The sequence below is a fragment of the Rhodophyticola porphyridii genome (assembly GCF_003688285.1).
GTDB lineage: Bacteria > Pseudomonadota > Alphaproteobacteria > Rhodobacterales > Rhodobacteraceae > Rhodophyticola > Rhodophyticola porphyridii.
This window is the reverse complement of the sequence record NZ_RCNT01000003.1, coordinates 332,272-354,243: the sequence shown is the minus strand read 5'-3', so window position 1 is coordinate 354,243 and position 21,972 is coordinate 332,272. Positions and strand designations below refer to the sequence as shown.

Annotated in this window: 23 protein-coding genes; 11 read left to right on the top strand and 12 right to left on the bottom strand. The window is 60.2% G+C overall.

The annotated features are described in order from the left end of the window. Nucleotides 1–51 precede the first annotated feature (51 nt). The gene (gene mutS / locus D9R08_RS08570) at nt 52–2,691 is read left to right on the top strand and encodes a DNA mismatch repair protein MutS (protein ID WP_233557355.1); all 2,640 of its coding nucleotides are present in this window, start codon (nt 52–54) and stop codon (nt 2,689–2,691) included. Here the strand turns inward: mutS and D9R08_RS08565 are convergent. Together D9R08_RS08565 and hrcA are read right to left on the bottom strand one after the other, a co-directional pair. Then, complete coding sequence (locus D9R08_RS08565; protein WP_121897604.1) at nt 2,688–3,257, bottom strand: nucleotide exchange factor GrpE; 570 nt, start codon at nt 3,255–3,257, stop codon at nt 2,688–2,690. The two genes, mutS and D9R08_RS08565, sit on opposite strands and share 4 nt — an antisense overlap. Nucleotides 3,258–3,268: 11 nt before the next feature. Then, complete coding sequence (gene hrcA, locus D9R08_RS08560; protein WP_121897699.1) at nt 3,269–4,333, bottom strand: heat-inducible transcriptional repressor HrcA; 1,065 nt, start codon at nt 4,331–4,333, stop codon at nt 3,269–3,271. Between the two features lie 119 nt (nt 4,334–4,452). Here hrcA and rph point away from each other — a divergent pair, with 119 nt between their 5' ends. From rph to hemW, 3 genes are read left to right on the top strand one after another with little or no spacing between them, the layout of a single operon-like run. Next, entirely contained in the window at nt 4,453–5,166 is a 714-nt protein-coding gene (gene rph / locus D9R08_RS08555; RefSeq protein WP_121897603.1) for a ribonuclease PH, read from the top strand. 1 nt (nt 5,167) lies between these two features. Further along, nucleotides 5,168–5,779, top strand: a complete 612-nt coding sequence (rdgB, locus tag D9R08_RS08550) for an RdgB/HAM1 family non-canonical purine NTP pyrophosphatase (protein WP_121897602.1) — start codon at nt 5,168–5,170, stop codon at nt 5,777–5,779. After that, nucleotides 5,772–6,929, top strand: a complete 1,158-nt coding sequence (hemW, locus tag D9R08_RS08545; protein WP_121897601.1) for a radical SAM family heme chaperone HemW — start codon at nt 5,772–5,774, stop codon at nt 6,927–6,929. Before rdgB ends, hemW begins: the two co-directional genes overlap by 8 nt. On the opposite strand, the gene D9R08_RS08540 is transcribed toward hemW, so the two are convergent. The 7 genes from D9R08_RS08540 to hemJ form a co-directional block, all read right to left on the bottom strand. Next, nucleotides 6,926–7,822, bottom strand: a complete 897-nt coding sequence (locus tag D9R08_RS08540; protein ID WP_121897600.1) for a ParB/RepB/Spo0J family partition protein — start codon at nt 7,820–7,822, stop codon at nt 6,926–6,928. The genes hemW and D9R08_RS08540 overlap by 4 nt on opposite strands. 11 nt (nt 7,823–7,833) lie before the next feature. Further along, nucleotides 7,834–8,625 carry a ParA family protein gene (locus D9R08_RS08535; protein ID WP_121897599.1) on the bottom strand — a complete coding sequence of 264 codons (792 nt, stop codon included), beginning with the start codon at nt 8,623–8,625 and terminating at the stop codon, nt 7,834–7,836. Continuing rightward, nucleotides 8,618–9,244 (bottom strand): 16S rRNA (guanine(527)-N(7))-methyltransferase RsmG, encoded by a 627-nt coding sequence (rsmG, locus tag D9R08_RS08530; RefSeq protein ID WP_121897598.1) that lies wholly within the window; start codon nt 9,242–9,244, stop codon nt 8,618–8,620. The genes D9R08_RS08535 and rsmG overlap by 8 nt, the downstream gene beginning before the upstream one ends. Beyond that, on the bottom strand, nt 9,241–11,115 hold the full coding sequence (gene mnmG, locus D9R08_RS08525) for a tRNA uridine-5-carboxymethylaminomethyl(34) synthesis enzyme MnmG (protein ID WP_121897597.1): 1,875 nt from the start codon (nt 11,113–11,115) through the stop codon (nt 9,241–9,243). The genes rsmG and mnmG overlap by 4 nt, the downstream gene beginning before the upstream one ends. A 2-nt stretch (nt 11,116–11,117) precedes the next feature. Beyond that, nucleotides 11,118–12,407: a tRNA uridine-5-carboxymethylaminomethyl(34) synthesis GTPase MnmE gene (mnmE, locus tag D9R08_RS08520; protein ID WP_121897596.1), complete on the bottom strand. Its 1,290-nt coding sequence runs from the start codon at nt 12,405–12,407 to the stop codon at nt 11,118–11,120. Nucleotides 12,408–12,434: 27 nt separating this feature from the next. Further along, the gene (rho, locus tag D9R08_RS08515; RefSeq protein ID WP_121897595.1) at nt 12,435–13,706 is read right to left on the bottom strand and encodes a transcription termination factor Rho; all 1,272 of its coding nucleotides are present in this window, start codon (nt 13,704–13,706) and stop codon (nt 12,435–12,437) included. A 129-nt stretch (nt 13,707–13,835) separates the two neighbouring features. Further along, entirely contained in the window at nt 13,836–14,291 is a 456-nt protein-coding gene (gene hemJ / locus D9R08_RS08510) for a protoporphyrinogen oxidase HemJ (RefSeq protein ID WP_121897594.1), read from the bottom strand. Between the two features lie 416 nt (nt 14,292–14,707). Here hemJ and D9R08_RS08505 point away from each other — a divergent pair, with 416 nt between their 5' ends. Genes D9R08_RS08505 through dnaQ form a run of 4 tightly spaced genes read left to right on the top strand, consistent with a single transcriptional unit; the run spans nt 14,708 to nt 17,406 of the window. Beyond that, nucleotides 14,708–15,304, top strand: coding sequence for a Maf family protein (locus D9R08_RS08505; RefSeq protein WP_121897593.1), 597 nt, complete (start codon nt 14,708–14,710; stop codon nt 15,302–15,304). Further along, nucleotides 15,301–16,134, top strand: a complete 834-nt coding sequence (locus tag D9R08_RS08500; protein WP_121897592.1) for a shikimate dehydrogenase — start codon at nt 15,301–15,303, stop codon at nt 16,132–16,134. Before D9R08_RS08505 ends, D9R08_RS08500 begins: the two co-directional genes overlap by 4 nt. Further along, entirely contained in the window at nt 16,131–16,724 is a 594-nt protein-coding gene (gene coaE, locus D9R08_RS08495) for a dephospho-CoA kinase (protein ID WP_121897591.1), read from the top strand. The genes D9R08_RS08500 and coaE overlap by 4 nt, the downstream gene beginning before the upstream one ends. Continuing rightward, the gene (gene dnaQ, locus D9R08_RS08490) at nt 16,717–17,406 is read left to right on the top strand and encodes a DNA polymerase III subunit epsilon (protein WP_121897590.1); all 690 of its coding nucleotides are present in this window, start codon (nt 16,717–16,719) and stop codon (nt 17,404–17,406) included. The genes coaE and dnaQ overlap by 8 nt, the downstream gene beginning before the upstream one ends. On the opposite strand, the gene secB is transcribed toward dnaQ, so the two are convergent. Further along, a complete protein-coding gene (gene secB, locus D9R08_RS08485) occupies nt 17,407–17,898 on the bottom strand; it encodes a protein-export chaperone SecB (RefSeq protein WP_121897589.1) in 492 nt (163 codons plus the stop codon). 54 nt (nt 17,899–17,952) lie between these two features. Further along, complete coding sequence (locus D9R08_RS08480) at nt 17,953–18,426, bottom strand: FxsA family protein (RefSeq protein WP_121897588.1); 474 nt, start codon at nt 18,424–18,426, stop codon at nt 17,953–17,955. Nucleotides 18,427–18,555: 129 nt separating this feature from the next. On the opposite strand from D9R08_RS08480, the gene D9R08_RS08475 reads away from it, so the two are divergent. The 3 genes from D9R08_RS08475 to D9R08_RS08465 are packed head-to-tail and all read left to right on the top strand — an operon-like array spanning nt 18,556 to nt 20,845. Continuing rightward, a complete protein-coding gene (locus tag D9R08_RS08475; RefSeq protein ID WP_121897587.1) occupies nt 18,556–19,215 on the top strand; it encodes a Tim44/TimA family putative adaptor protein in 660 nt (219 codons plus the stop codon). Between the two features lie 3 nt (nt 19,216–19,218). Further along, nucleotides 19,219–20,244 (top strand): murein transglycosylase A, encoded by a 1,026-nt coding sequence (gene mltA, locus D9R08_RS08470; RefSeq protein WP_121897586.1) that lies wholly within the window; start codon nt 19,219–19,221, stop codon nt 20,242–20,244. Nucleotide 20,245: 1 nt separating this feature from the next. Further along, a complete protein-coding gene (locus D9R08_RS08465) occupies nt 20,246–20,845 on the top strand; it encodes a Smr/MutS family protein (RefSeq protein ID WP_121897585.1) in 600 nt (199 codons plus the stop codon). Here the strand turns inward: D9R08_RS08465 and D9R08_RS08460 are convergent. Next, nucleotides 20,842–21,936 (bottom strand): alpha/beta hydrolase, encoded by a 1,095-nt coding sequence (locus D9R08_RS08460; RefSeq protein WP_158598958.1) that lies wholly within the window; start codon nt 21,934–21,936, stop codon nt 20,842–20,844. The genes D9R08_RS08465 and D9R08_RS08460 overlap by 4 nt on opposite strands. Between the last annotated feature and the right edge of the window lie 36 nt (nt 21,937–21,972).

Sequence of the window (21,972 nt, the reverse complement as noted above, 5' to 3'; positions counted from 1 at the left end):
CGGACGGACCCGTTTGTAGGCTGCGCAGGTGCGAACAGGGGAGCCGCCGGAATGACCGCGCAAGTCACACCAATGATGGCGCAATACATGGAAATCAAGGCGCAGCACAGCGATGCGCTGTTGTTCTACCGCATGGGCGATTTCTACGAGATGTTCTTCGATGACGCGGTTGCGGCCGCGGAGGCGCTGGACATCGCACTGACCAAGCGCGGCAAGCATGACGGCGGCGATATCCCGATGTGCGGTGTACCGGCCAATTCCGCCGAAGGGTATCTGCTCACCCTGATCCGCAAGGGGTTCCGCGTGGCGGTTTGCGAACAGATGGAAGATCCTGCGGAAGCAAAGAAACGCGGGTCGAAGTCGGTCGTCCGCCGGGAGGTGGTTCGGCTTGTGACCCCGGGTACGCTGACCGAAGACAGCCTTCTTGACGCGCGGCGCCACAATTATCTTGCAGCATATGCCGAGGTGCGCGGCGAGGGCGCGCTTGCCTGGGCCGATATCTCCACCGGCGCGTTTCAGGTTATGGCTTGCCCGCCGGTGCAATTGTCCCCTGAACTTGCCCGGCTCGGCCCTCGTGAGGTGCTGGTTTCCGATGGCCTGGACGGCGCACGGCAAGACCTGATCCGGGACAGCGGCGCGGCACTGACCCATCTGTCTCCGGCAAGCTTCGACAGTGGTTCGGCAGAAGCGCGGATTCAGTCTCTGTTTAAGGTCAAAACGCTCGATCCCTTCGGGTCCTTCACCCGCCCGGATCTCAGCGCAATGGGCGCGCTGATCGACTATCTGGAGCTTACGCAGAAAGGCAATCTGCCGTTGCTCAGGCCACCTCGGAAACAGAGCCTCGGCCGGGTCATGCAGATTGACGCCGCCACGCGCCGCAATCTGGAACTGACGGGCAGCCTGAACGGCGGGCGCGCGGGCAGTCTTGCGGCAACGATCGACCGGACGCTGACCGCTGGCGGCGCCCGGCTATTTGAACGACGGCTATCCAGCCCCTCCACCCATCTTGACATTATTACCGCCCGCCATGACGGGGTTGGCGCGATGTTAGACAATACCGGGCTGGCCGCGGATATCCGGGCCGCTTTACGGCAGGTGCCGGATCTGGACCGGGCCCTGTCACGGCTTGCGCTGGACCGCGGCGGGCCCCGTGATCTGGCCGCGATCCGCAACGGATTGACCGCCGCCGAAGCATTGGCGCAACTGGTCAGCGGCGCGGAGCTACCGGAAATTCTTGCGGACGCTGCCACGGATCTGCGCGGCCATGACGATCTTGTGGCGCATCTGAGCGACGCTCTGGTTGCCGAGCCGCCTCTTCTCGCACGGGACGGCGGCTTCATCGCCGCCGGTTTCGACAGTGAGCTCGACGAGGCCCGCAGCCTGCGCGACGAAGGCCGAGGCGTCATCGCGAAAATGCAGGCGGATTACGTGGAACAGTCCGGGATCCCCTCGCTCAAGATCAAACATAACAACGTGCTCGGCTATTTCATCGAAACCACGGCGACCCATGCGGAGAAAATGCTCTCCCCCCCCCTATCCGATAGCTTCATTCATCGGCAGACCACGGCGAATGCGGTGCGGTTTACCACAGTGGAGTTGTCGGAACTGGAAACGAAGATCCTGAATGCCGGTCAGCGCGCGCTGATAATCGAAAAGACTCTGTTCGAGACACTCAGGATCGCGATTCTCGATGAACACGGCCCGATCGGCGCCACAGCGCGCGCCCTGGCCGAGTTTGATGTTGCGACGGCGCTGGCTGATCTGGCGCGCGACAAGGACTGGACCCGGCCGAAGGTGGATGACAGCCGGGAGTTTGTGATCACCGATGGCAGGCATCCGGTCGTCGAGGCCGCGCTTCAGGCCGCCGGAGAGTCCTTCATCGCCAATGACTGCAGGCTGAGTGCAGGGAAGGGCGCGGCCGCCATCACCCTGCTCACCGGGCCGAATATGGCGGGCAAATCCACCTTCCTGAGGCAAAATGCGCTGATCGCCATTCTCGCGCAAATGGGATGTTTCGTGCCGGCCAGTGCAGCGCATATCGGGATTGTGAGCCAGGTTTTCAGCCGTGTGGGCGCATCCGACGATCTCGCAAGAGGGCGGTCGACCTTCATGGTGGAAATGGTGGAAACCGCGACGATCCTCAATCAGGCGGATGACCGCGCTTTGGTCATCCTGGATGAAATCGGGCGCGGAACGGCCACTTATGACGGCCTTTCGATTGCATGGGCCACGCTAGAGCATTTGCATGCGGTCAACAGATGCCGCGCGCTCTTCGCGACCCATTATCATGAGATGACTGGCCTTGCCGCCCGACTGGAGGGCGTGGCCAATGCCACCGTCGCGGTGAAGGAGTGGGACGGCGAGGTGATATTCCTTCACGAGGTGCGCGAAGGTGCCGCGGATCGCTCCTATGGCGTACAGGTTGCAAAGCTGGCCGGGCTGCCCGCATCGGTCATCTCGCGGGCACAGACGGTGCTTGAGGCGCTTGAGCGCGGAGAGCGAGAGGGAAATCAGCGAAAGGACACGCTGATCGATGACCTCCCTCTTTTCGCTGTATCTCCGCAACCGCAGGTCGCCGCCACCAGGCAATCTCCGCTCGAAGATCGCCTGAGGCAGGTTCATCCGGACGAGTTGACCGCGCGAGAGGCGCTTTCACTGATCTACGAGCTGAAAGCCGCGATGGGAGACTAGGACGCGGGCATGGAGGACACGCCGACCTGTGCCGGTCTCAGCAGCCGGTCATGTAGCATGAAGCCTTCGGCCATCACCTCGATGATCTCGCCCGACTTCGTGCCCGGCACCGGCGCCTCGAACATCGCCTGATGCTGTTGCGGGTCGAACTTGTCTCCGGCCTGCGGGACAATCGGGGTCATCCCGTGTTTGGTGAAAACATTGAGAAGCTCCCGAAGGGTCAACTCGACGCCGTCGATCACACCACCTGCGACGGCTTTCTGATCGTCGTTCACGATATCCAGCGCACGGCGGAGATTGTCGTAGACCGGCAGAAGATCCCGCGCCAGACGCGAGCCTCCGTATTGCTCGGCCTCGCGCCGGTCCCGTTCACCGCGTTTGCGCATGTTTTCCGAATCGGCCAACACCCGCAAAAGCCGGTCTTTCAGCTCGTCGCGTTCCGCTTTCAACGCGTCCACTTCGGAAACCTCGGGCTCCGCGATGCCTTCGGCTTCCATCATCTCGTCGAGGCTTGCCTCTATCTCTTCCACATCATCCAGGAACGGATCTTCCTTGGGATCTGCCATATCTAACCCTTTTAACCCCGGTCGGAGATCAGCTTTCCGACCAGCTGTGCCGTATAATCAACGATCGGAACGATCCGACCATAATTCAGACGAGTCGGCCCGATGACGCCCACCGCACCGACGATCTTTCGGTCAGCGTTCATATAAGGAGAGACCACCAGAGAGGAACCCGAAAGTGAAAATAACTTGTTCTCCGACCCGATAAATATGCGCACACCCTCGCCACCTTCGGTCAGCTCCAGGAATTCGGCGATGTCGCGCTTGCGTTCCAGGTCGTCAAACAGGGTACGGATGCGATCCAGATCGTCATTTTCGGGCGCGGTATCCAGAAGATGCGAGCGGCCGCGAACGATCAGACGCTCGGTTCGGTCGCCTTCGTTCTCCCATATGGCAAGCCCGCTCTCGATCAGGCCCCGGGCAAGGCTGTCGATCTCCTGACGGCGGGCCTTTATCTCGGTCTCCATGACACTGCGAAGCGTCCGGAGGGTCTTGCCGGCGGCAAGCGCGTTCAGAAAATTGGCCGCCTCGCGCATGGAGTTTGGCGTCTGGCCCGGTGGCGGCTGGAACAGCCGGTTTTCCACATGCCCATCGCCGAACACCAGAACCACAAGTGCCTGATCCGGCGAAAGGGATACGAACTCGATATGCTTGATCGGCGCTTCGTGCTTCGGCACCAGAACAAGGCTGGCCCCATGGGTCACGCCGGACAGGGCGGATCCGATGCGGTCAAGCATCGTGGTCACATCCTCGGAATTGCCGCCAAGAGTGGCGTCAATTTTTCCACGGTCCTCGTCTGTCAGGTCGCCGACCTCCAGAAGCCCGTCAACGAACATCCGCAGGCCCAACTGCGTCGGAACGCGACCGGCAGATATATGGGGGCTGCCGAGCAGACCGAGATACTCCAGATCCTGCATCACGTTCCGCACTGTCGCCGCGGACACCTGCTCCGAGAGACTGCGCGTGAGCGTGCGCGATCCTACCGGCGCGCCGGATTCCAGATATCCCTCCACCACGCGGCGAAACACCTCGCGGGAGCGATCGTTCATCTCGTTCAGGATATTCGACTGGTCTGCCATTTTCAGCTTCATCCTTGGAGCCGGGCCATTAAGCGGCGCGGCGTGGAAGAGGTCAATCGGGGTTGCGCCCGCGCGCCATGGCGGACTATCCAGACCAAACACATTCCACGGAGTCAGATATGCGTCCTTCCGGCCGAAACCTAGACGAGCTGCGCCCGATTTCCATCGAAACCGGTGTGACTGCACATGCCGAAGGCTCCTGCCTGATCAAATGCGGGAACACCCATGTTCTTTGCACCGCCTCCCTTGAAGAGCGGGTACCGCCGTTTCTGAAGAACACCGGGCTCGGCTGGGTCACCGCCGAGTACGGAATGCTGCCCCGGGCGACCCATACACGGATGCGGCGCGAAGCGGCCGCCGGCAAGCAATCGGGTCGCACACAGGAAATCCAGCGGCTGATCGGGCGGTCCCTTCGGGCCGGGATCGACCGCGTGGCTCTCGGCGAACGCCAGATCACCGTCGATTGCGATGTGATCCAGGCCGATGGCGGCACCCGCTGCGCGTCCATCACCGGCGGATGGGTGGCCTTACGGCTTGCCGTGAACAAGCTGATGGCCGCCGGTGACGTTCTGTCTGACCCGATCACCGATCATGTGGCGGCCATCTCCTGCGGGGTTTATGCAGGCCAACCCGTTCTGGATCTGGACTATCCCGAAGACAGCGAGGCGGGCACCGACGCCAATTTCGTCATGACCGGCAGTGCGCAGATGATAGAAGTTCAGGCCAGCGCAGAGGGCGCCACGTTCTCGCGCGACCAGTTTGCGGAACTTCTGTCACTGGCGGAAAAGGGTGTGTCCGAACTGGTTGCCGCGCAAGCGAAGGCAATTGCCTGAGATGCGCCGGTTTTCCGGCGATACCCTGCTTGTGGCGACCCACAATCAGGGCAAGCTGGATGAAATCGCGCATCTTCTGGCGCCCTACGGTATCAGGGTCACTTCCGCAAAGGACCACGGTCTTCCCGAACCGGAAGAAACGGGAACCAGCTTTGTCGAAAATGCCCGGCTGAAAGCACATGCCGCGGCGCAGGCCACCGGTATGCCGGCCCTGGCCGATGACAGCGGTATCGAGATTGATGCGCTGGACGGCGCTCCGGGCGTTTACACCGCCGATTGGGCCGAAACCGGCCACGGGCGGGATTTTGTCATGGCGATGACCCGGGCCCATGATGCGCTGGAAGCGAAAAACGCATCATTTCCCAGAACGGCGCGGTTCTGCTGCACCCTCGTGCTCGCATGGCCCGATGGCCATGACGAGGTGTTTCCCGGTGTCATGGAGGGTCAGTTTGTCTGGCCGATGCGCGGAAGCCAGGGCCATGGCTACGACCCGGTTTTCCAACCCGACGGATATGATATCACCTTTGGGGAAATGGACCGTTGGGAAAAGAACAAGATCAGCCACCGAGCCGATGCTTTCCGCAAACTGGTCGCGATCTTCGGCGATGGCTGACTGGCACAGCGCGGGGTTCGGTCTGTATCTGCACTGGCCATTCTGTCAGGCCAAATGCCCCTATTGCGATTTCAACTCCCACGTATCCGCCGAGATAGATCAAGGCCGCTGGCAGCGGGCCTTTCTGGCGGAACTTGAACGTGCAGGCCGTGAGACCGGGGACCGGACGCTGAACAGCGTTTTTTTCGGGGGCGGAACGCCATCTCTCATGGCGCCAGACCTCGTCGGGTCGATCATAGACCAGATCCGCAAGACATGGCCGGTGGCCAATGATCTGGAAATCACGCTGGAGGCGAATCCGACATCGGTGGAGGCCGGGAAATTCCAGAGCTTCAGGGAGGCGGGCGTCACCCGGATCTCTATGGGAATTCAGGCAATGAACGACGAGGATCTGAAGCGACTTGGGAGGTTGCACACGGTCGAGGAAGCCGTGAAAGCCTTCGATACTGCCAGAAACTCCTTCGACAGGGTCAGTTTCGATCTGATCTATGCACGCCAGCATCAGACCCTTGAGGCGTGGAAGACGGAGCTGAGCGAAGCCCTCTCGCTCGCGCTGGATCACCTGTCTCTCTACCAGCTGACGATCGAGGACGGCACCGCCTTCGGCGACCGCTACCGCCTCGGCCGGCTGCCCGGATTGCCGGGCGATGACCTTGGCGCGGACATGTATGAGCTGACGCAGGAGTTGTGCGAACGGGCCGGGTTTCCGGCCTATGAGATCTCCAACCACGCGGCGGACATGGCTCAATCCCGGCACAATCTGATATACTGGCGCTGCGGCGACTACCTCGGCATCGGCCCGGGCGCCCATGGGCGGCTTTCCCTTGGATCAAGCAGATTTGCGACAGAAACGCATCGCTTGCCGCAGGCGTGGCTCGAAAAGGTCGAACGGACGGGAAGCGGAGAAACGGCACGGACCGAGCTTTCGCAGGCGGATCAGACGCAGGAATATCTCATGATGAGCCTGCGCCTCGCCGAAGGTAGCAACATGGCGCGCTACGAAGCTCTGAATGGAGCCGGGATCGACCCTGATACGCTGGATAGACTAGCAGAAGATGGCTTCATCGAGATAAGGGGCACCCAACTTCTAGCCACGAAACGGGGCCGGCCCGTGCTCAACGCGATCTTGCGCGAATTGCTTGTCAGCTAGCCACGGTTCAGAATGCGAACAATGTCGTCAAGCTGTGATAAGTCTTTGTATTTTATGGAAATAGTGCCGCACCCCTGCGCGATATCATGATCAATACCAACCTTCATGCCGATCGCGGCCGATAAATCACCTTCCAGCGCCTTCGTATCCGCATCTTTCTCAGAGGGTTTTCGAGTTATCTGCTTTCCCCGGCCCGGTGCGGCTTTGGCCAGTTTCTCCACGTCGCGGACCGACAAGGCTCTGGAAATGACCCTTTGCGCCAGAGCGATCGGATCATCGGCAGTGATCAGGGCACGTGCGTGACCCGCCGACAGCTGCCCATCACGGACCATATCCTGAACCTCTTCCGGCAGGTTCAGAAGCCTCAGAAGATTTGCAACATGGCTTCGGCTTTTGCCCATCGCCTCCGCCAGCTTTTCCTGGGTGTGACCGAACCGGTCCATAAGTTGCCGATAACCGCTCGCTTCTTCCAGCGGATTGAGATCGGACCGCTGAATATTCTCGATTATCGCGACTTCCAGAACTTCCGTATCATTGAAATCCCGCACAATGGCCGGAACATCATGAAGTTGGGCAAGCTGCGACGCGCGCCAGCGCCGTTCCCCGGCAACGATCTGATACATCCCCGGCTCTGCCGGGTCGGGTCGTAGAATCAGCGGCTGAATGACGCCCTTTTCCCGAATTGACGCAGCAAGCTCGTTCAGGGCCTCTTCCGTGAAGCTCCGACGCGGCTGATCGGGATTGGGATGGATCATTTCCACCGGAATCCGGTGATCCGCGCGACGCGCGACGGCACCAGACGGGTCAGCGGGCGCTTCGGACGTGGGCTCGATATCCGCCATCAGGGCCGAAAGGCCCCGCCCAAGACCGCGTTTTTCACGTTTCGATGCCATAGCGCCTCTCCTCAAGCCGTCGCGAGATGACGATCAAGCATCTCTCTTGCCAGATTCATGTATGCCTGGCTCCCACTCGAAGCGGGATCGTATTCCAGAACCGGAATCGAATACGAAGGCGCCTCGCTCAGCCGGACATTTCGCGGAATTCGCGTCGCATAGACCAGATCGCCCAGGGTCTCCCGCGCATCGTCTTCCACCTGACGGGACAGGTTGTTGCGTTGATCGTACATCGTCAACACGACCCCTTCGATCCGCAAAGCCGGGTTGGCGGTCTGCCTCACCTCCCTGATCGTCAACATCAGCTGCGACAGCCCTTCAAGCGCAAAGAACTCCGATTGCAGCGGGACCAGCACAGCATCTGCCGCCACCATCGCATTTATCGTGAGAAGATTCAAAGACGGTGGGCAATCGATCAGAACAATGTCGAAATCCTTCGTCGCTCTGTTGGCCAGGCTGTCCTTCAACATGAAAACGCGGTTTTCATTGGCAACCATCTCGATATCGGCCGAGCTGAGATCGGTTGTGGCCGGTGCAATCCAAAGGTTTTCGACACTCGTCTTCCTGATGATCTCCGCCAGCGGTGTATCTTCCAATATGAGATCATAGGTTGTCAGGTCGCGGTTCCGGGCGTCGACACCTAGACCGGTAGATGCGTTTCCCTGCGGGTCGAGATCGAGAATCAGCGTTCGCTGTCCTTCCAGCGCAAGCGCTGCCCCCAGATTTATGGCTGTCGTCGTCTTTCCGACGCCACCCTTCTGATTGGCGATCGCGATAATCCGGGCCCTGGTTGCATCAGACACGTGCCAGCTCCTCTATCTTGTAGATTACAGCGCCTGCAGCCGTCTGACTTTCGACCTCTGTGACCTTCATGTGCCATTCCGCACGCGCAACGTCCAGTTCCGTTGCATGATTTGCACCCTTTTGAAACAGGCAGACGCCATCGGGCGCCAGATGTGGCGCCGCAAGCTCGCAAAGCCGGCCGAGCGGCGCGAGGGCCCGCGCGGAAATGATCGCAGCACTCTGCGGAGGTGCATCTTCAATCCGCCGCGTCAGAACAGAGATTCTGACCCCGGTCTGGCGCGCGACATCCCTCAGAAAACTGCATTTTCTGAGATCGCTCTCAATGAACGTGAACCTGAGCTCAGGTGCTTTCTCGGCGGCGAGAATTGCGCAAACCAGCCCCGGAAATCCGCCGCCGCTGCCAATATCGAGCCAAAGTCCGGACTCTTTCTGACGAAGAGGAAAAATCTGCGCACTATCGAGGAAGTGCCTCTGCCAAAGCGCGTCGAGAGAACCCGGCGCGACAAGGTTGATCGCTTTTTGCCATTTCACAAGCGCCTCGGCAAAAGTCACAAGCCGGTCCCATGTTTCACGTGAAACATCCGCCGCGAGCCGGCCCTGAGCTTCGGCCTCGGTCATGCGCGTTTACGTTCGGCCTGTCGAAGTTTCGTAAGCAAGAGCGTCAGTGCCGCCGGCGTCATCCCGTCGATACGCCCCGCCTGCCCAAGGTTGCGTGGGCGCACCATAGACAACTTGCCCTTCACCTCATTCGAAAGCCCCTCGATCTTGTCGAAAGCGAATCCTTCCGGGATTTCATAGGCCTCGTCCCGCTTCAGCGCGGCCACATCGCGCGCCTGCCGTTCGATATAGTTCACATACTGCGCCTCACGGGAAATCTGGTCGCGCGTCTCCCTGTCGATCTCTTTGATTTCGGGCCAGATTGCATCCAGATCGGAAAGCTCGATATCGGGAAAGGCCAGCAGGTCGATCGCGCTGCGGCGCGTACCATCCTGATTTATCCGCAGGCCGTGAGCGCGCCCTTCGGACGGTGAAACGAATCTTTGCTTCATGATGTCATATGCGCGCGACAGCCGCTCCATTTTCGAGCCAAATGTCCTACGACGATCTTCGGAGATAATCCCAAGCCTCTCGGCAAGCGGTGTCAGCCGCTGATCTGCGTTGTCCGCCCGCAAGGTCAGCCTGAATTCCGCGCGGGAGGTGAACATCCGGTAGGGCTCCGTGACGCCGCGGGTTACCAGGTCGTCGATCATCACCCCGATATAGGCCTGATCCCTCCCAAGCACGATCTTGTCGCGCCCCAGCGCCATATGTGCCGCGTTCAGACCCGCAACCAACCCCTGCGCCGCAGCCTCCTCGTAACCGGTTGTCCCGTTGATTTGCCCGGCAAGAAACAGCCGGCCAACGTCTTTCAGTTCAAGGGTTGGCGACAAGGCGCGCGGATCGACATAATCGTACTCGATCGCATATCCGGGCTGCGCGATTTTTGCGCGCTCAAGTCCACGAATGGACGTAACGTAGCTTTCCTGGACGTCTGCCGGGAGGGAAGTGGAAATCCCGTTCGGATAAACCAGATTGCTTTCAAGCCCTTCCGGCTCCAGGAAAATCTGGTGGGAATCCTTGTCCGCAAAGCGAACGATCTTGTCCTCGATAGATGGGCAATAGCGCGGGCCCACACTATCGATATGACCCCCATACATGGCGGACCGCCCAAGATTCTCACGAATGATCTCGTGCGTTTTCGTATTTGTATGCGTGATGCCGCAGCTGATTTGTGCGGCGAACGGCCTCTGCGACAAAAACGAAAACATCACTGGCTCGCTATCTGCCGGTTGCAGGTCGAGGATATCCCAGTTGATACTTTCCCGCCGCAGTCGAGGTGGCGTGCCTGTCTTCAGCCGACCAAGGGGAAGACCGAACGCATCGATCTGTTCGGCCATGCGAACAGAGGGTTTTTCGCCCATCCGCCCACCCGGTCGACGCTGATCCCCGATATGGATGATGCCCCTGAGGAAGGTCCCCGTTGTCAGAACAACCGCCGCTGCGGAAATCTCTGCGCCATCAGCCAGCCGGATACCCGATACCGACCCTGCGGACATCAGAAACTCGGCCGCCTCGCCCTCGATAATGTCCAGATTCGGTGTGGAGAACAGCGCGTCTTGCATCGCATTAAGGTACAGCGCGCGGTCCGATTGGGTACGGGGGCCCTGAACGGCCGGCCCCTTGCTGCGGTTCAAAAGCCGGAACTGAATTCCGGAGCGATCCGCAACCTGCCCCATCACTCCGCCCAGCGAATCGATTTCCCGAACCAGATGACCCTTGCCAAGCCCACCGATGGCCGGATTGCAGGACATCACTCCGATAGCGGCGCGCGACAAGGTTACCAGACCCGTGCGCGCACCGGCACGCGCTGCCGCCGAAGCAGCTTCACAGCCGGCATGCCCACCGCCAACAACCAGAACATCGTAATCACCGTGTTTCACGTGAAACACTCCTACTTCCCGATGCAAAAGCTGGAGAACACCTCTCCAAGCACCATTTCCACATCAATGGCCCCGACCAGAGCATCCAGCTTCCGAATCGCGATACGCAAATGCTCTGCTGCATGCTCTGTCCGACCGGGCCCATTTTCTACCTCAGAACTGGCCATAACTAAAGCCGCATGAGCCGCTTCCATCGCCTCCCTATGCCGGGCATGTGTCGCCGTCTGCGCGCGCGCCGCCTGCTTCGACAGACGGTTTGACATCTGCTCCACGAGCCGCGTCACACCGACACCCGTCTTCCCCGACACAGCGGTATCGCTCTGGCCGTGCAGATCGGCCTTGCCCAAGCAAATTATGTCATCTTCACCAAGCTCAAGCGGCGGTTCTTCATTGGGCCGAGATTGTAGATACACGCGCAAATCCGCGCCCTGCGCCCGATCCAGAGCTCTTTCTATACCGAGTTTCTCCACAACGTCATCGGAGACGCGCAAGCCTGCGGTATCCAGCAGCGTCACCGCCAGGCCGTCCAGATCCATTCGCACCTCAATCACATCGCGAGTGGTTCCGGCAACCTCCGATGTGATCGCAGCCTCCCGCCCCGCAAGATAATTCAGAAGCGTGGATTTCCCCGCATTGGGCGCGCCCAGTATTGCCACCTCGAACCCGTCGCGAACCCGCTCGGCAAAACGGCTCCCCGCAATCTCTGCCTCAAGGCCGCCTGCGACATTGTCGATCAGTTTGGATACCTCCGGCGTCACATCTACCGGCACCTCTTCATCAGCGAAATCGATGGTCGCTTCCAGAAGGGCGGCAGCCCGCAAAAGCGCGCCACGCCATCCATCGACGATCTCGCCGAAGCGCCCAGAAAAAACCTGCATCGCCAGCCGCCGCTGCGCATCCGTTTCCGCTTCAATGAGCGCGCCCAAACCCTCAACCTGCACCAGGTCCAGCCTGTTGTTCAACAATGCCCTGCGGGTGAATTCCCCGGGTTCGGCACCCCGTGCCAGCCCGGTCCCGGAGATTTCAGACAAGATTGAATTTACGACCGAGATACTGCCATGGCATTGAAATTCAACAACATCTTCACCGGTAAAGCTGTTCGGAGCGGTGAAGGTCAGTACAAGCGCCTGATCCAGCAACTCACCATCGCCTGCTCTGAGATCGCGAAGCCCGGCGCGACCGCTATCCGGCAACCGGCGCGCGAGCCTGCGCCCGATGTCATGGGCATGAGGCCCCGATACTCGGATTACCGAAACGCCGGCTCTTCCCGGCGCGGACGCCAGGGCAAAGATCGTATCCATCAGACCGCCCCAATATCCCGGATGGCGTCAGGTATTCATCGAGTCGAAGAATTCCGCGTTTGTCTTGGTCTGCTTGAGTTTCGAGATCAGGAACTCGATCGCGTCCGTCGTTCCCATCGGGTTCAGGATGCGGCGCAGAACATAGGTTTTCTGCAGATCGCCCTTGTCCACCAGAAGCTCCTCTTTCCGTGTCCCGGATTTGAGAATGTCCATGGCGGGGAACACGCGTTTGTCGGCGACCTTGCGGTCCAGCACGATCTCGGAGTTGCCGGTGCCCTTGAACTCCTCGAAAATCACTTCGTCCATCCGGCTGCCGGTATCAATCAGTGCAGTCGCGATGATGGTCAGCGACCCGCCTTCCTCGATATTTCTTGCGGCACCGAAAAACCGTTTCGGGCGTTGCAGGGCATTGGCATCCACACCACCCGTCAGAACCTTGCCCGAGGATGGCACGACAGTGTTGAACGCGCGGCCAAGTCGCGTGATGGAATCGAGCAGGATCACCACATCCCGCTTGTGCTCCACAAGCCTTTTCGCCTTCTCGATCACCATCTCGGAGACCGCCACGTGCCGGGTCGCCGGCTCGTCGAAGGTTGAAGAAACAACCTCCCCCTTCACGCTCCGCTGCATATCCGTGACTTCTTCGGGGCGTTCGTCGATCAGCAGGACGATCAGATAGCATTCCGGATGGTTCTGTTCGATCGAATGCGCGATGTTCTGCAGGATAACGGTTTTACCTGTTCGCGGCGGTGCCACGATCAGTGAGCGTTGCCCCTTCCCGATGGGCGATACCAGGTCGATGATCCGCGCAGAGCGATCCTTGATCGTCGGATCCTCTATCTCCATCTTCAGGCGTTCGTCAGGATAAAGCGGCGTCAGGTTGTCGAAGGCAATCTTGTGTTTCGCCTTGGCAGGATCCTCGAAGTTGATCTTGCTCACCTTTACCAGCCCGAAATAGCGCTCATTCTCCCTGGGCGCGTTGATCACGCCTTCCAGCGTATCGCCGGTGCGGAGGCTGTGCTGGCGGATCATCTCCGGCGAAACATAGATATCGTCCGGTCCCGGCAGATAGTTCGCCTCCGGAGAGCGCAGGAAGCCAAACCCATCCTGCAAAACTTCCAGAACACCATCGCCAGAGATTTCCCAGCCATCCTCGGCCCGCTCTTTCAGGATCGAGAACATCATGTCGCCCTTGCGCATGGTGGAGGCGTTCTCGATCTCCAGTTCCTCGGCCATCGACAGAAGATCTTTGGGAGATTTGGCCTTGAGATCGGCAAGGTTCAGGGAATTCTCGGTCATGTGGGAAGCACCATAATGCCCCACGATTTCTCAAGCAGGGCGTGTCATATTGAAATGGGAAGCGACAGAGCCGGACGGCCCATTGCAGGCCCGACATAGGAAGAGCCTGCGCAGATGTCAACAAAACCTTCAGAACGGGCGCGCGATCACCGAAACCACGATCACGATCAAGAGCAATGTCGGAACTTCGTTCATAAGCCGATAGGTACGCCCGCTGCGCGTATCGGTGCCGGCCAGAAGCTCCTTGCGGCGCAATCCAAGCCAATGATGAAACCAGGTCATCGCCAGAACCGCAGCGGTTTTGGTCCATGGCCAAAGCTCTTGCCAGCTGACCACGCCCGGTGTGAAGACGAGAGCAAGACCGAAAATCCAGGTGGCGATCATCGCGGGGTTCATGATCGCCCGCAAAAGGCGGACTTCCATTGTCTGAAACAGATCTGCTGTCTCCCCGCTCATTCCGACGCGTTCGACATGGTAGACGAACAGTCTGGGGAGATAGAACAGCCCCGCCATCCACGCGATAACCGATATCACATGCAGGCTCTTCGTCCATGGGTAGGCCAGGACGAGAAAGTCTATGATCATAGGCTTGCTCCTTTCCCTCCCCAATAAAAATAAAAGGAATAGAAGAAAAGATGATGTTGTGTTTGTGCCGTGGATAACTCGGATAACTCAGGCATACATATTCTGTCCAGAATTCCGCCCTCAGTTCGTTAACCTGCCTCGGATGGCTGGAGTTTCGTCCACATTTCCATAATAAGTCAATATTTTCAATGGGTTCAACGTGTATAGTCTGAGGACAGTTCTGTATGTTCCGCCCTGTCCAGCGGTTTACTCCATCAGCCCACAGTGGACCGGGGATCTTTCACCAACGGGGATGGCAGGCGGTGGCACGACGTCGGATATCGCGAAAAGCATGGCTGCGCGCATCGTGGGCTTCTATACACATTTCGATCACCGGGCTGCCCCGCCGGATATCCACAAAGTCATCCAAAGAGACCATGACCGAACTCATCCTCGCCTCCGGCTCCGCCACACGTCAATCCATGCTGAAGCAGGTGGGCATCCCCTTCACCTCGGTCCCCCCGCGCATCGACGAGGAGGCGATTCGAGGCGCGCTTGAGCATGAAGGCGCCACGCCCCGGGATGTGGCAGATACCCTGGCGGAGTACAAAGCGCGCCGGGTTTCCGAGAAACATCCCGGAACCATGGTGATCGGATGCGATCAGGTGCTCGACCACAAGGGGCGTGTTCTCGGCAAACCGGAGACGCGGGACGACGCGCGAAGCCAGCTCAAATCTCTCAGCGGTGGTCAGCATCGGCTTTTGTCGGCAGTCGTCGTCTATGAAGATCTGAAACCGGTCTGGCGCGTGGTTGGTCAGGTCAGCTTGTCGATGAGGCCGTTGAGTGACAGTTACATCGAGGACTATCTTGACAGAAACTGGCCGGATATCGCCGACAGCGTTGGCGGCTACAAGCTGGAACAGGAAGGTGCGCGGCTCTTCTTGCGGATCGATGGAGATTACTTCACAGTTTTAGGCCTGCCATTGTTGGATTTGTGCGGGTATCTCGTGAACCGGGGGATAATCGAGGGATGAGTGTTGAGGTACCTCTGGCCGGCGTGATTGGTAACCCTGTTTCGCACAGCAGGTCACCGGCACTGCATGGACATTGGCTGCACCGCTACGGAATCAACGGTCATTATGTTCCGCTGAAAGTCACCCATGAAGATCTGAAGAAGGTCATTCGTGCGTTGCCGAAAATGGGTTTTCTGGGCGTCAACATTACAATACCCCACAAGGAACAGGTGCTTTCCCTTGCCGATTCCGTCTCCGACCGTGCGGCGCTGATTGGCGCGGCCAACACCATCACCTTTTCCTCCAAGGGCAAGGTTCAGGCCGACAACACCGACGGCATGGGCTTTCTTGCAAACCTTCATCAGAACGCACCGGATTGGCGCGCCGATGCGGGCCCCGCTCTGGTTCTGGGCGCGGGCGGAGCCGCGCGCGCGATCGTATCCGCCCTCTTGAGCGAGGGCGCGCCGGAGGTTTTCGTCGTGAACCGGACCCGCGCAAGGGGCGAAGCGCTGCGCGACAAGCTTGGTGCCCGGGTCAAGGTCGTGGACTGGACCCGCATACCCGAACTGCTGCCTGACCAGGCGTGCTTGGTCAACACCACCTCCCTCGGGATGGAGGGCGGCCAGCCGCTCAATATCAACCTTTCCACGCTGAGACCCTCCACGCTCGTCACCGATGTCGTCTATACACCCTTGCAGACATCGCTTTTGCAGCAAGCCGCAGCCATCGGATGCCCTATCGTGGACGGGCTTGGCATGTTGTTGCATCAGGCCACCCCGGGCTTCGAGCGCTGGTTCGGCCAGAAGCCGGAGGTGGATGACGCGCTGCGCCAGGCAGTGCTGAGCGCATGAGCTTCATTCTCGGCCTGACCGGTTCCATCGGGATGGGGAAATCCACGACTGCGGGCTTTTTCCGTGACCTCGGCATTCCGGTCTGGGATGCGGATGAAACGGTTCACCGGTTGTACTCCAAGGGTGGGGCGGCCGTTTCGATGATTGCGGAGTTTCGCCCCGACGCGGTTCGAAACGGCTGCGTCGACCGCGCGCATCTCAAGGCCTGGATTGCCGAGGATCCGGCCGCCCTTTCCCGGATCGAGGCGATCGTTCATCCGCTGGTGGCGGCGGATCGCGCGCAGTTTCTGGAAGATCATGCGGGACAACCGCTTGTCGTTCTGGATATCCCGCTGCTTTTCGAAACCGAGGCCGATCTCTGGGTCGACGGTGTTCTCGTTGTCACCGCGGCGCCCGAGGTGCAGCGCGCACGTGTTTTCGAACGCCCTGGCATGACGGAAGACACATTCAACACCATCCTGTCGCGCCAGATGCCCGATGCGCAGAAACGGGCCCGCGCCGATTACGTCATCGAAACCAAGACCCTTGATCAAACGCGCGCCGCGGTCGAGACTCTGGTGAGCAAAATCACAAGAGGCCAGCATGCGTGAAATCGTTCTGGATACGGAGACCACCGGGTTTGAGCCCTCCGAAGGACACCGCATTGTCGAAATCGGCGCGGTGGAGCTTTGGCAGCATGTGCCCACGGGGCGGACATATCATCAATACATCAATCCTGAACGAGATATGCCGAACGAGGCTTTCGAAGTGCATGGTCTCGGCAATGACTTCCTGCGCGACAAGCCCATCTTCTCCGATATAGCCGACGCTTTTCTGGAATTCGTCGCGGATGGCACGCTTGTCATCCACAACGCGGCGTTCGACATGAAGTTTCTCAACGCTGAACTGTCCTGGGCCAGGAAACCGACGCTTCCGGACAGCCGCGCGCTGGACACGCTGGCAATCGCGCGGCGCAAGTTTCCGGGATCTCCGGCATCCCTCGATGCGCTCTGCCGCAGGTTCGGCGTCGACAACAGTGCACGAGAAAAACACGGTGCTCTGCTGGATTCCGAGATTCTCGCGGAAGTCTATCTTGAGCTGATCGGCGGGCGGCAGCCGGATTTCGCGCTGAGCACACAGCCGGTGGACTCCTCGGTCGGTGCGAGCGAGACGTGGCGGGCCTATCCGCGGCCTGCGCCCCTGCCCGGCCGCCTTTCCGATGAAGAGGCGGCCGCGCATGAGGATTTCGTGAATGAACTGGGTGAGGCCGCGCTTTGGGCGCGGCTCACCTGATCACGCGTCGGCGGTTTTCTTGGACTCGGCCCGCCGTGCCAGCTCGTTGCGGTAAATCGCGAGAAAATCCATGTTTTCAAGGTTGAGTGGCGGGAAACCACCATCGCGGGTAATGTCCGACACGATGCGCCGCAAAAACGGGAACAGCATGCGAGGACATTCGATCATCAGGAACGGATGCAATTGCTCCTGCGGGACGTTTTCCACCTGGAAGATGCCCACGTAATCCAGCTCGATCAGGAAGATCGGCTGCGGAGTCTCATCCTTGGTCTTGGATTCGATCTTCAGCTTCACGATCACATCGAACTGGTTTTCCTGTTCGCGCTTGCGGGCATCAAGCGCCACCTGAACCTGAATATCCGGCTGTGTCTGGGTCTGGATCGATTTCTGGGCAGCGATGTTCTCGAAAGACAGGTCACGAATGAATTGCCCAAGGATCTGCATACGCGGGGGCGTGGGGGGCTGCGGTGCGGCGCCGTTTTCTTCGGCCATTGGGATCTCCGATTGAATAGTGTTGCGGTCCTGTAGCAGCAGGAACCGAAAGCCTCAATGCCGGCGCCAACCGGATGGCCCGTCGCGTGGCGTTTCATCCACCTCGAATTCACCCTCGATCACATCTTCGCGCGGTGGCCGCTCCGCGGACCATTGCGCCTGCCCCGAAACGACAGATGACACGGTGATGCGTTTCTGCAGCTCCCGGAACACCACGTTGCGAACACCCGGAACCAGCAGCGCAAAGCCGACCGCGTCGGTGAAGAATCCGGGCGTCAGGAGCAGCGCGCCCGAAAACAGGATCATCGCGCCGTGGGCAAGCGGTTCCGTCGGATCGTTGAGGGCGCCGAAACTGCGGCGCAGGTTTTCAAGCGCCTGCCGGCCCTGCGACCTGACAAGCCATGTGCCCAGTATCGCCGTCAGCACGACAATGCCGAGCGTCGGCCACAGGCCGATAAGACCGCCGACCTGAATGAACAGGGCGATTTCGATCAGCGGAACCATTAGAAATGCTACGAAGAGCCACATGTTCTTTCCTATTCATCGCCATCAAGGGGGCATTGCGCCTCTGCGCCGATGGACTTGACCGCCCCCCTCACCTACATATGTCCCACAAAGCCGCCAAAAAACCCCTGCTTGTCCAACCGAGGATACCTTATGAACTCGCCCTTTATCTCGTTGCTCGTCCTTGCGGGGATAGCGATCTTTCTGATCCTGCGCTTGCGGAACGTTCTGGGCACCCGCGACGGGTTTGAAAAACCGCCCGTCGCCCGAGTGGAGCGCAAGCCAGGCCCACGCCGCGATTTCGAGGTGATCGAAGGCGGCCCGGACCGCGATATCATCGATCATGTGGAGGATGGCAGCGATGCCGCCAAGGCGTTGGCCGCGATGAAGCTTGCCGAGCCCGGGTTTTCGGTAAGCGAGTTTCTGGGCGGTGCGCGCGGTGCCTACGAGATGATTCTGATGGCATTCGAAAGCGGCGACGTCGATGCCCTGCGCCCGTTCCTCGCCGATGACGTTATGGACACCTTCGAAGAGGTCATCCGGCAGCGGGAAGAGCAGGGCCTGTCGATCGATGCAAGTTTCGTCGGGATTCGTGAGCTGACGTTGCATGACGCCAGCTTCGACCGCGACACGAGCACGGCGGAGATCAGTGTCCGCTTCGTCGGCGAGTTGACCTCGGTTGTTCGCAACAGCGACGGCGAGATCGTCGAGGGCGATCCGACGGAAATCAAGCGCCAGCGCGATGTCTGGACCTTCTCGCGTGCCATGGGCAGTTCCGATCCGAACTGGATCCTGGTGGCCACCGGCGGATGAGCCATGCGCGCCGGCCTGACAGCCCTCCTGCTGGCAGCGATTCTGACTATTGCGATGCCCGGCACCGCTGAACCCACGGCCCGGATCCTGAGCTTTGGCGATTTGCGGGGCTGGGCCGATGACGATCATGGCGAGGCGCTTGACGTATTTCTGAACACCTGTCCGGATCTTGCCGACAGTGAGTGGCAATCGCTTTGCGCGCTCGCCCAGTCACAAACCAATGCTCGGGCGTTTTTTGAGCTTTTCTTCCGGCCGGTCCTGATCGGCGGCGAGGCGACCGCGCTTTTCACGGGCTATTTCGAGCCGGAGCTAGATGGCTCCCGCCAACGAACCGCCCGCTTCCGGTATCCGCTCTATCGTCTGCCGCCCGAGGTAGACGGGCTGTGGTTTACCCGTGCCGAGATCGAGGAGCGCGGTCTGCTGGAAGGCCGCGGGCTTGAGATTGCCTGGGTTGATGATCCGGTTGATGTTTTTTTCCTTCAAATTCAGGGGTCTGGCCGTATCAATCTTGCGGAGGGCGGGTATCTGCGCGTGGGCTATGGTGGCCGGAACGGCCATGAGTATCGCTCGGTCGGTCAGGAAATGGTGCGGCGCGGGATCTACCAGCCGCACCAGGTCTCGGCACAGGTGATCCGCTCCTGGGTGGACCGGAACCCGATCGAGGGGGCGGACCTGCTGCGCCACAACCCATCCTACGTCTTCTTTCGGGAGGTACAGATCCGCAACACGGAGGACGGCCCGCTTGGTGCCATGAACCGGTCCATCACAGCCCACCGAACAATTGCCGTCGATCCGGATTTCACGCCTCTTGGTGCGCCGGTCTGGATTGAAAAGGGCGGCGAGGATCCGATCCGCCGGTTGATGATCGCGCAGGATACGGGCAGCGCCATTCGCGGCGCGCAGCGTGCGGATATCTTCTATGGGTCGGGTGATGCCGCCGGACGGCAGGCTGGGCGCATCCGCGATCCGGGGCGGATGGTGGTTCTGTTGCCGATCGAGCTTGCCCACCGTCTGGTGCCGGACGTCTGAGATGGCGGGCCGCAAGACGAAAGGCCTGAGCGCCGAGGATCGCGCGCTGTGGTCGCGTGTGGCGAAGACGGCGAAGCCGCTTCACTCTAAAAAGCACAAGGTGGAACCGTCGCCCGACCCCTTCGCCGAAACGCCAAAGAAGACATCTCACCGTGCCGAGGTTGGGGATTTCCGGATCGGCGAACGCGCCAATGGCCACAGTTCCTTTCCCCAACTCAGCCCCGGCCTGACCGAACGCCTGTCTCACGCGCCGGTCCGCATGGACCATGGCACGCACCGTCAGATGGTCCGGGGTAAGCTCAAACCCGATGCGCGGATCGATCTGCACGGCATGACGCTGGCCGATGCCCACCCGCGCCTGATCCACTTCGTTCAGAATGCCTATGTGGAAGGCAAACGGCTGGTTCTGGTGATCACCGGCAAAGGAAAGGACCGCGACGATCCGGGGCCGATCCCGATCCGGCGCGGGGTTCTGCGTCATCAGGTTCCGGGCTGGTTGGCCGCACCTCCGCTTGGTGCCATGGTTCTCGATATCCGCCCCGCCCATCTGCGTCATGGAGGCGACGGGGCCTATTACGTCTATCTTCGCCGAAAGCGCTAGAGATTGGGCGTGAGAATCACCTGAGTGGCGTTCTGCAGGGTCAGGATCGTACCGGGCAAAAGCCCGATAGGGCTGTTTTCCTGCCCCTCGAACGCGGAATTGATCGAATCCACCCGGCTCAGCAGACGGATCATCGCGGGCGACGTGACCACCGTGTTATGGTTCAGCGCGTCCCGGTCGCCGCCGCGAAACTCCGACACGTCGACCAGCGTCACGTTGAACTCCGCGACATCGTCTATAGTGCCGATATTGCCCAGCCGCGCCGGTTGCCCGCTGATCCGCGCGGACAGGCGTAGTGCCCGGTCGCGTTGCGATGTGAAGATGAAAAACGGCTCGGGCAGTGGCAGGATCCGCATGGCCTGAGACCGGAACACCTGCACGTCGATATCGGGCGACATCAGCACCACGCCGCTGATCCGATTGAGAACATGATCCGCGCCGCCTATCCGAAGCTGCCGCAGCGCCTCCATGACAAGCTCCGATCCGACCGAATGGGCGACGATGACGATGTCATGCGATCCGGCCGCCGCGATTTCGCGCAGAAACTGCTCCAAACCGTCCCGGGCGAAAAGCGCACTGTCGCGGTCATAGGCATATCCGAAGGGCGAACTGAGACTGGGCCAGGCGTAATGCAGCGCGACACCCGGTATCTCGAAGTCGTTGCGAATCTGGGCCGTGCGGAAAAGACCGTCGGCAAAAGTGTTGTTGAAGCCGTGCACGAAGACCATGACCTCGCGCTCGTTCTCGGGCTGGGCGGCGACGGCTGCGCGCAAACCGCGGCGGAAGGCGGCGGCATCGGCAAAACTGCCCGCCTGGCTGACGACGAAATCAGCCTCCAGATCCACCTCGCCTCTGGGCCAGTTGACCTCTCCGACCTCCCTGTTCGGCGGAATCGCCACATCGAACCGGGTGAAGCCGAGCCCTTCCAGCCGATCGCTGGTGAACCTGCTGCCATCGTAAACCCGATTGCTGGCGACAAAGACGCTCTCGATTGCGCCGCCCGAAGCCGCATCGGGCACGATGACAATGGATGCACGGGGGGCGCAGCCGACCAGAAGGGCCAAGGTCAGGACAAAGGCAATTCTTTGCATGGGTGGCATCTCGCCGAAATCAAATGCTGCAAAACC

Coding starts and splice junctions, on each gene's coding strand:
- mltA (WP_121897586.1), top strand. CDS start 19,219: ATGCGCGCCGGCCTGACAGCCCTCCTGCTGGCAGCGATTCTGACTATT.
- rdgB (WP_121897602.1), top strand. CDS start 5,168: ATGCGCCGGTTTTCCGGCGATACCCTGCTTGTGGCGACCCACAATCAG.
- D9R08_RS08505 (WP_121897593.1), top strand. CDS start 14,708: ATGACCGAACTCATCCTCGCCTCCGGCTCCGCCACACGTCAATCCATG.
- secB (WP_121897589.1), bottom strand. CDS start 17,898: ATGGCCGAAGAAAACGGCGCCGCACCGCAGCCCCCCACGCCCCCGCGT.
- D9R08_RS08565 (WP_121897604.1), bottom strand. CDS start 3,257: ATGGCAGATCCCAAGGAAGATCCGTTCCTGGATGATGTGGAAGAGATA.
- coaE (WP_121897591.1), top strand. CDS start 16,131: ATGAGCTTCATTCTCGGCCTGACCGGTTCCATCGGGATGGGGAAATCC.
- hemJ (WP_121897594.1), bottom strand. CDS start 14,291: ATGATCATAGACTTTCTCGTCCTGGCCTACCCATGGACGAAGAGCCTG.
- dnaQ (WP_121897590.1), top strand. CDS start 16,717: ATGCGTGAAATCGTTCTGGATACGGAGACCACCGGGTTTGAGCCCTCC.
- rho (WP_121897595.1), bottom strand. CDS start 13,706: ATGACCGAGAATTCCCTGAACCTTGCCGATCTCAAGGCCAAATCTCCC.
- D9R08_RS08480 (WP_121897588.1), bottom strand. CDS start 18,426: ATGTGGCTCTTCGTAGCATTTCTAATGGTTCCGCTGATCGAAATCGCC.
- rph (WP_121897603.1), top strand. CDS start 4,453: ATGCGTCCTTCCGGCCGAAACCTAGACGAGCTGCGCCCGATTTCCATC.
- D9R08_RS08500 (WP_121897592.1), top strand. CDS start 15,301: ATGAGTGTTGAGGTACCTCTGGCCGGCGTGATTGGTAACCCTGTTTCG.
- D9R08_RS08475 (WP_121897587.1), top strand. CDS start 18,556: ATGAACTCGCCCTTTATCTCGTTGCTCGTCCTTGCGGGGATAGCGATC.
- hemW (WP_121897601.1), top strand. CDS start 5,772: ATGGCTGACTGGCACAGCGCGGGGTTCGGTCTGTATCTGCACTGGCCA.
- D9R08_RS08465 (WP_121897585.1), top strand. CDS start 20,246: ATGGCGGGCCGCAAGACGAAAGGCCTGAGCGCCGAGGATCGCGCGCTG.
- rsmG (WP_121897598.1), bottom strand. CDS start 9,244: ATGACCGAGGCCGAAGCTCAGGGCCGGCTCGCGGCGGATGTTTCACGT.
- mutS (WP_233557355.1), top strand. CDS start 52: ATGACCGCGCAAGTCACACCAATGATGGCGCAATACATGGAAATCAAG.
- D9R08_RS08460 (WP_158598958.1), bottom strand. CDS start 21,936: ATGCAAAGAATTGCCTTTGTCCTGACCTTGGCCCTTCTGGTCGGCTGC.
- D9R08_RS08540 (WP_121897600.1), bottom strand. CDS start 7,822: ATGGCATCGAAACGTGAAAAACGCGGTCTTGGGCGGGGCCTTTCGGCC.
- hrcA (WP_121897699.1), bottom strand. CDS start 4,333: ATGGCAGACCAGTCGAATATCCTGAACGAGATGAACGATCGCTCCCGC.
- mnmE (WP_121897596.1), bottom strand. CDS start 12,407: ATGGATACGATCTTTGCCCTGGCGTCCGCGCCGGGAAGAGCCGGCGTT.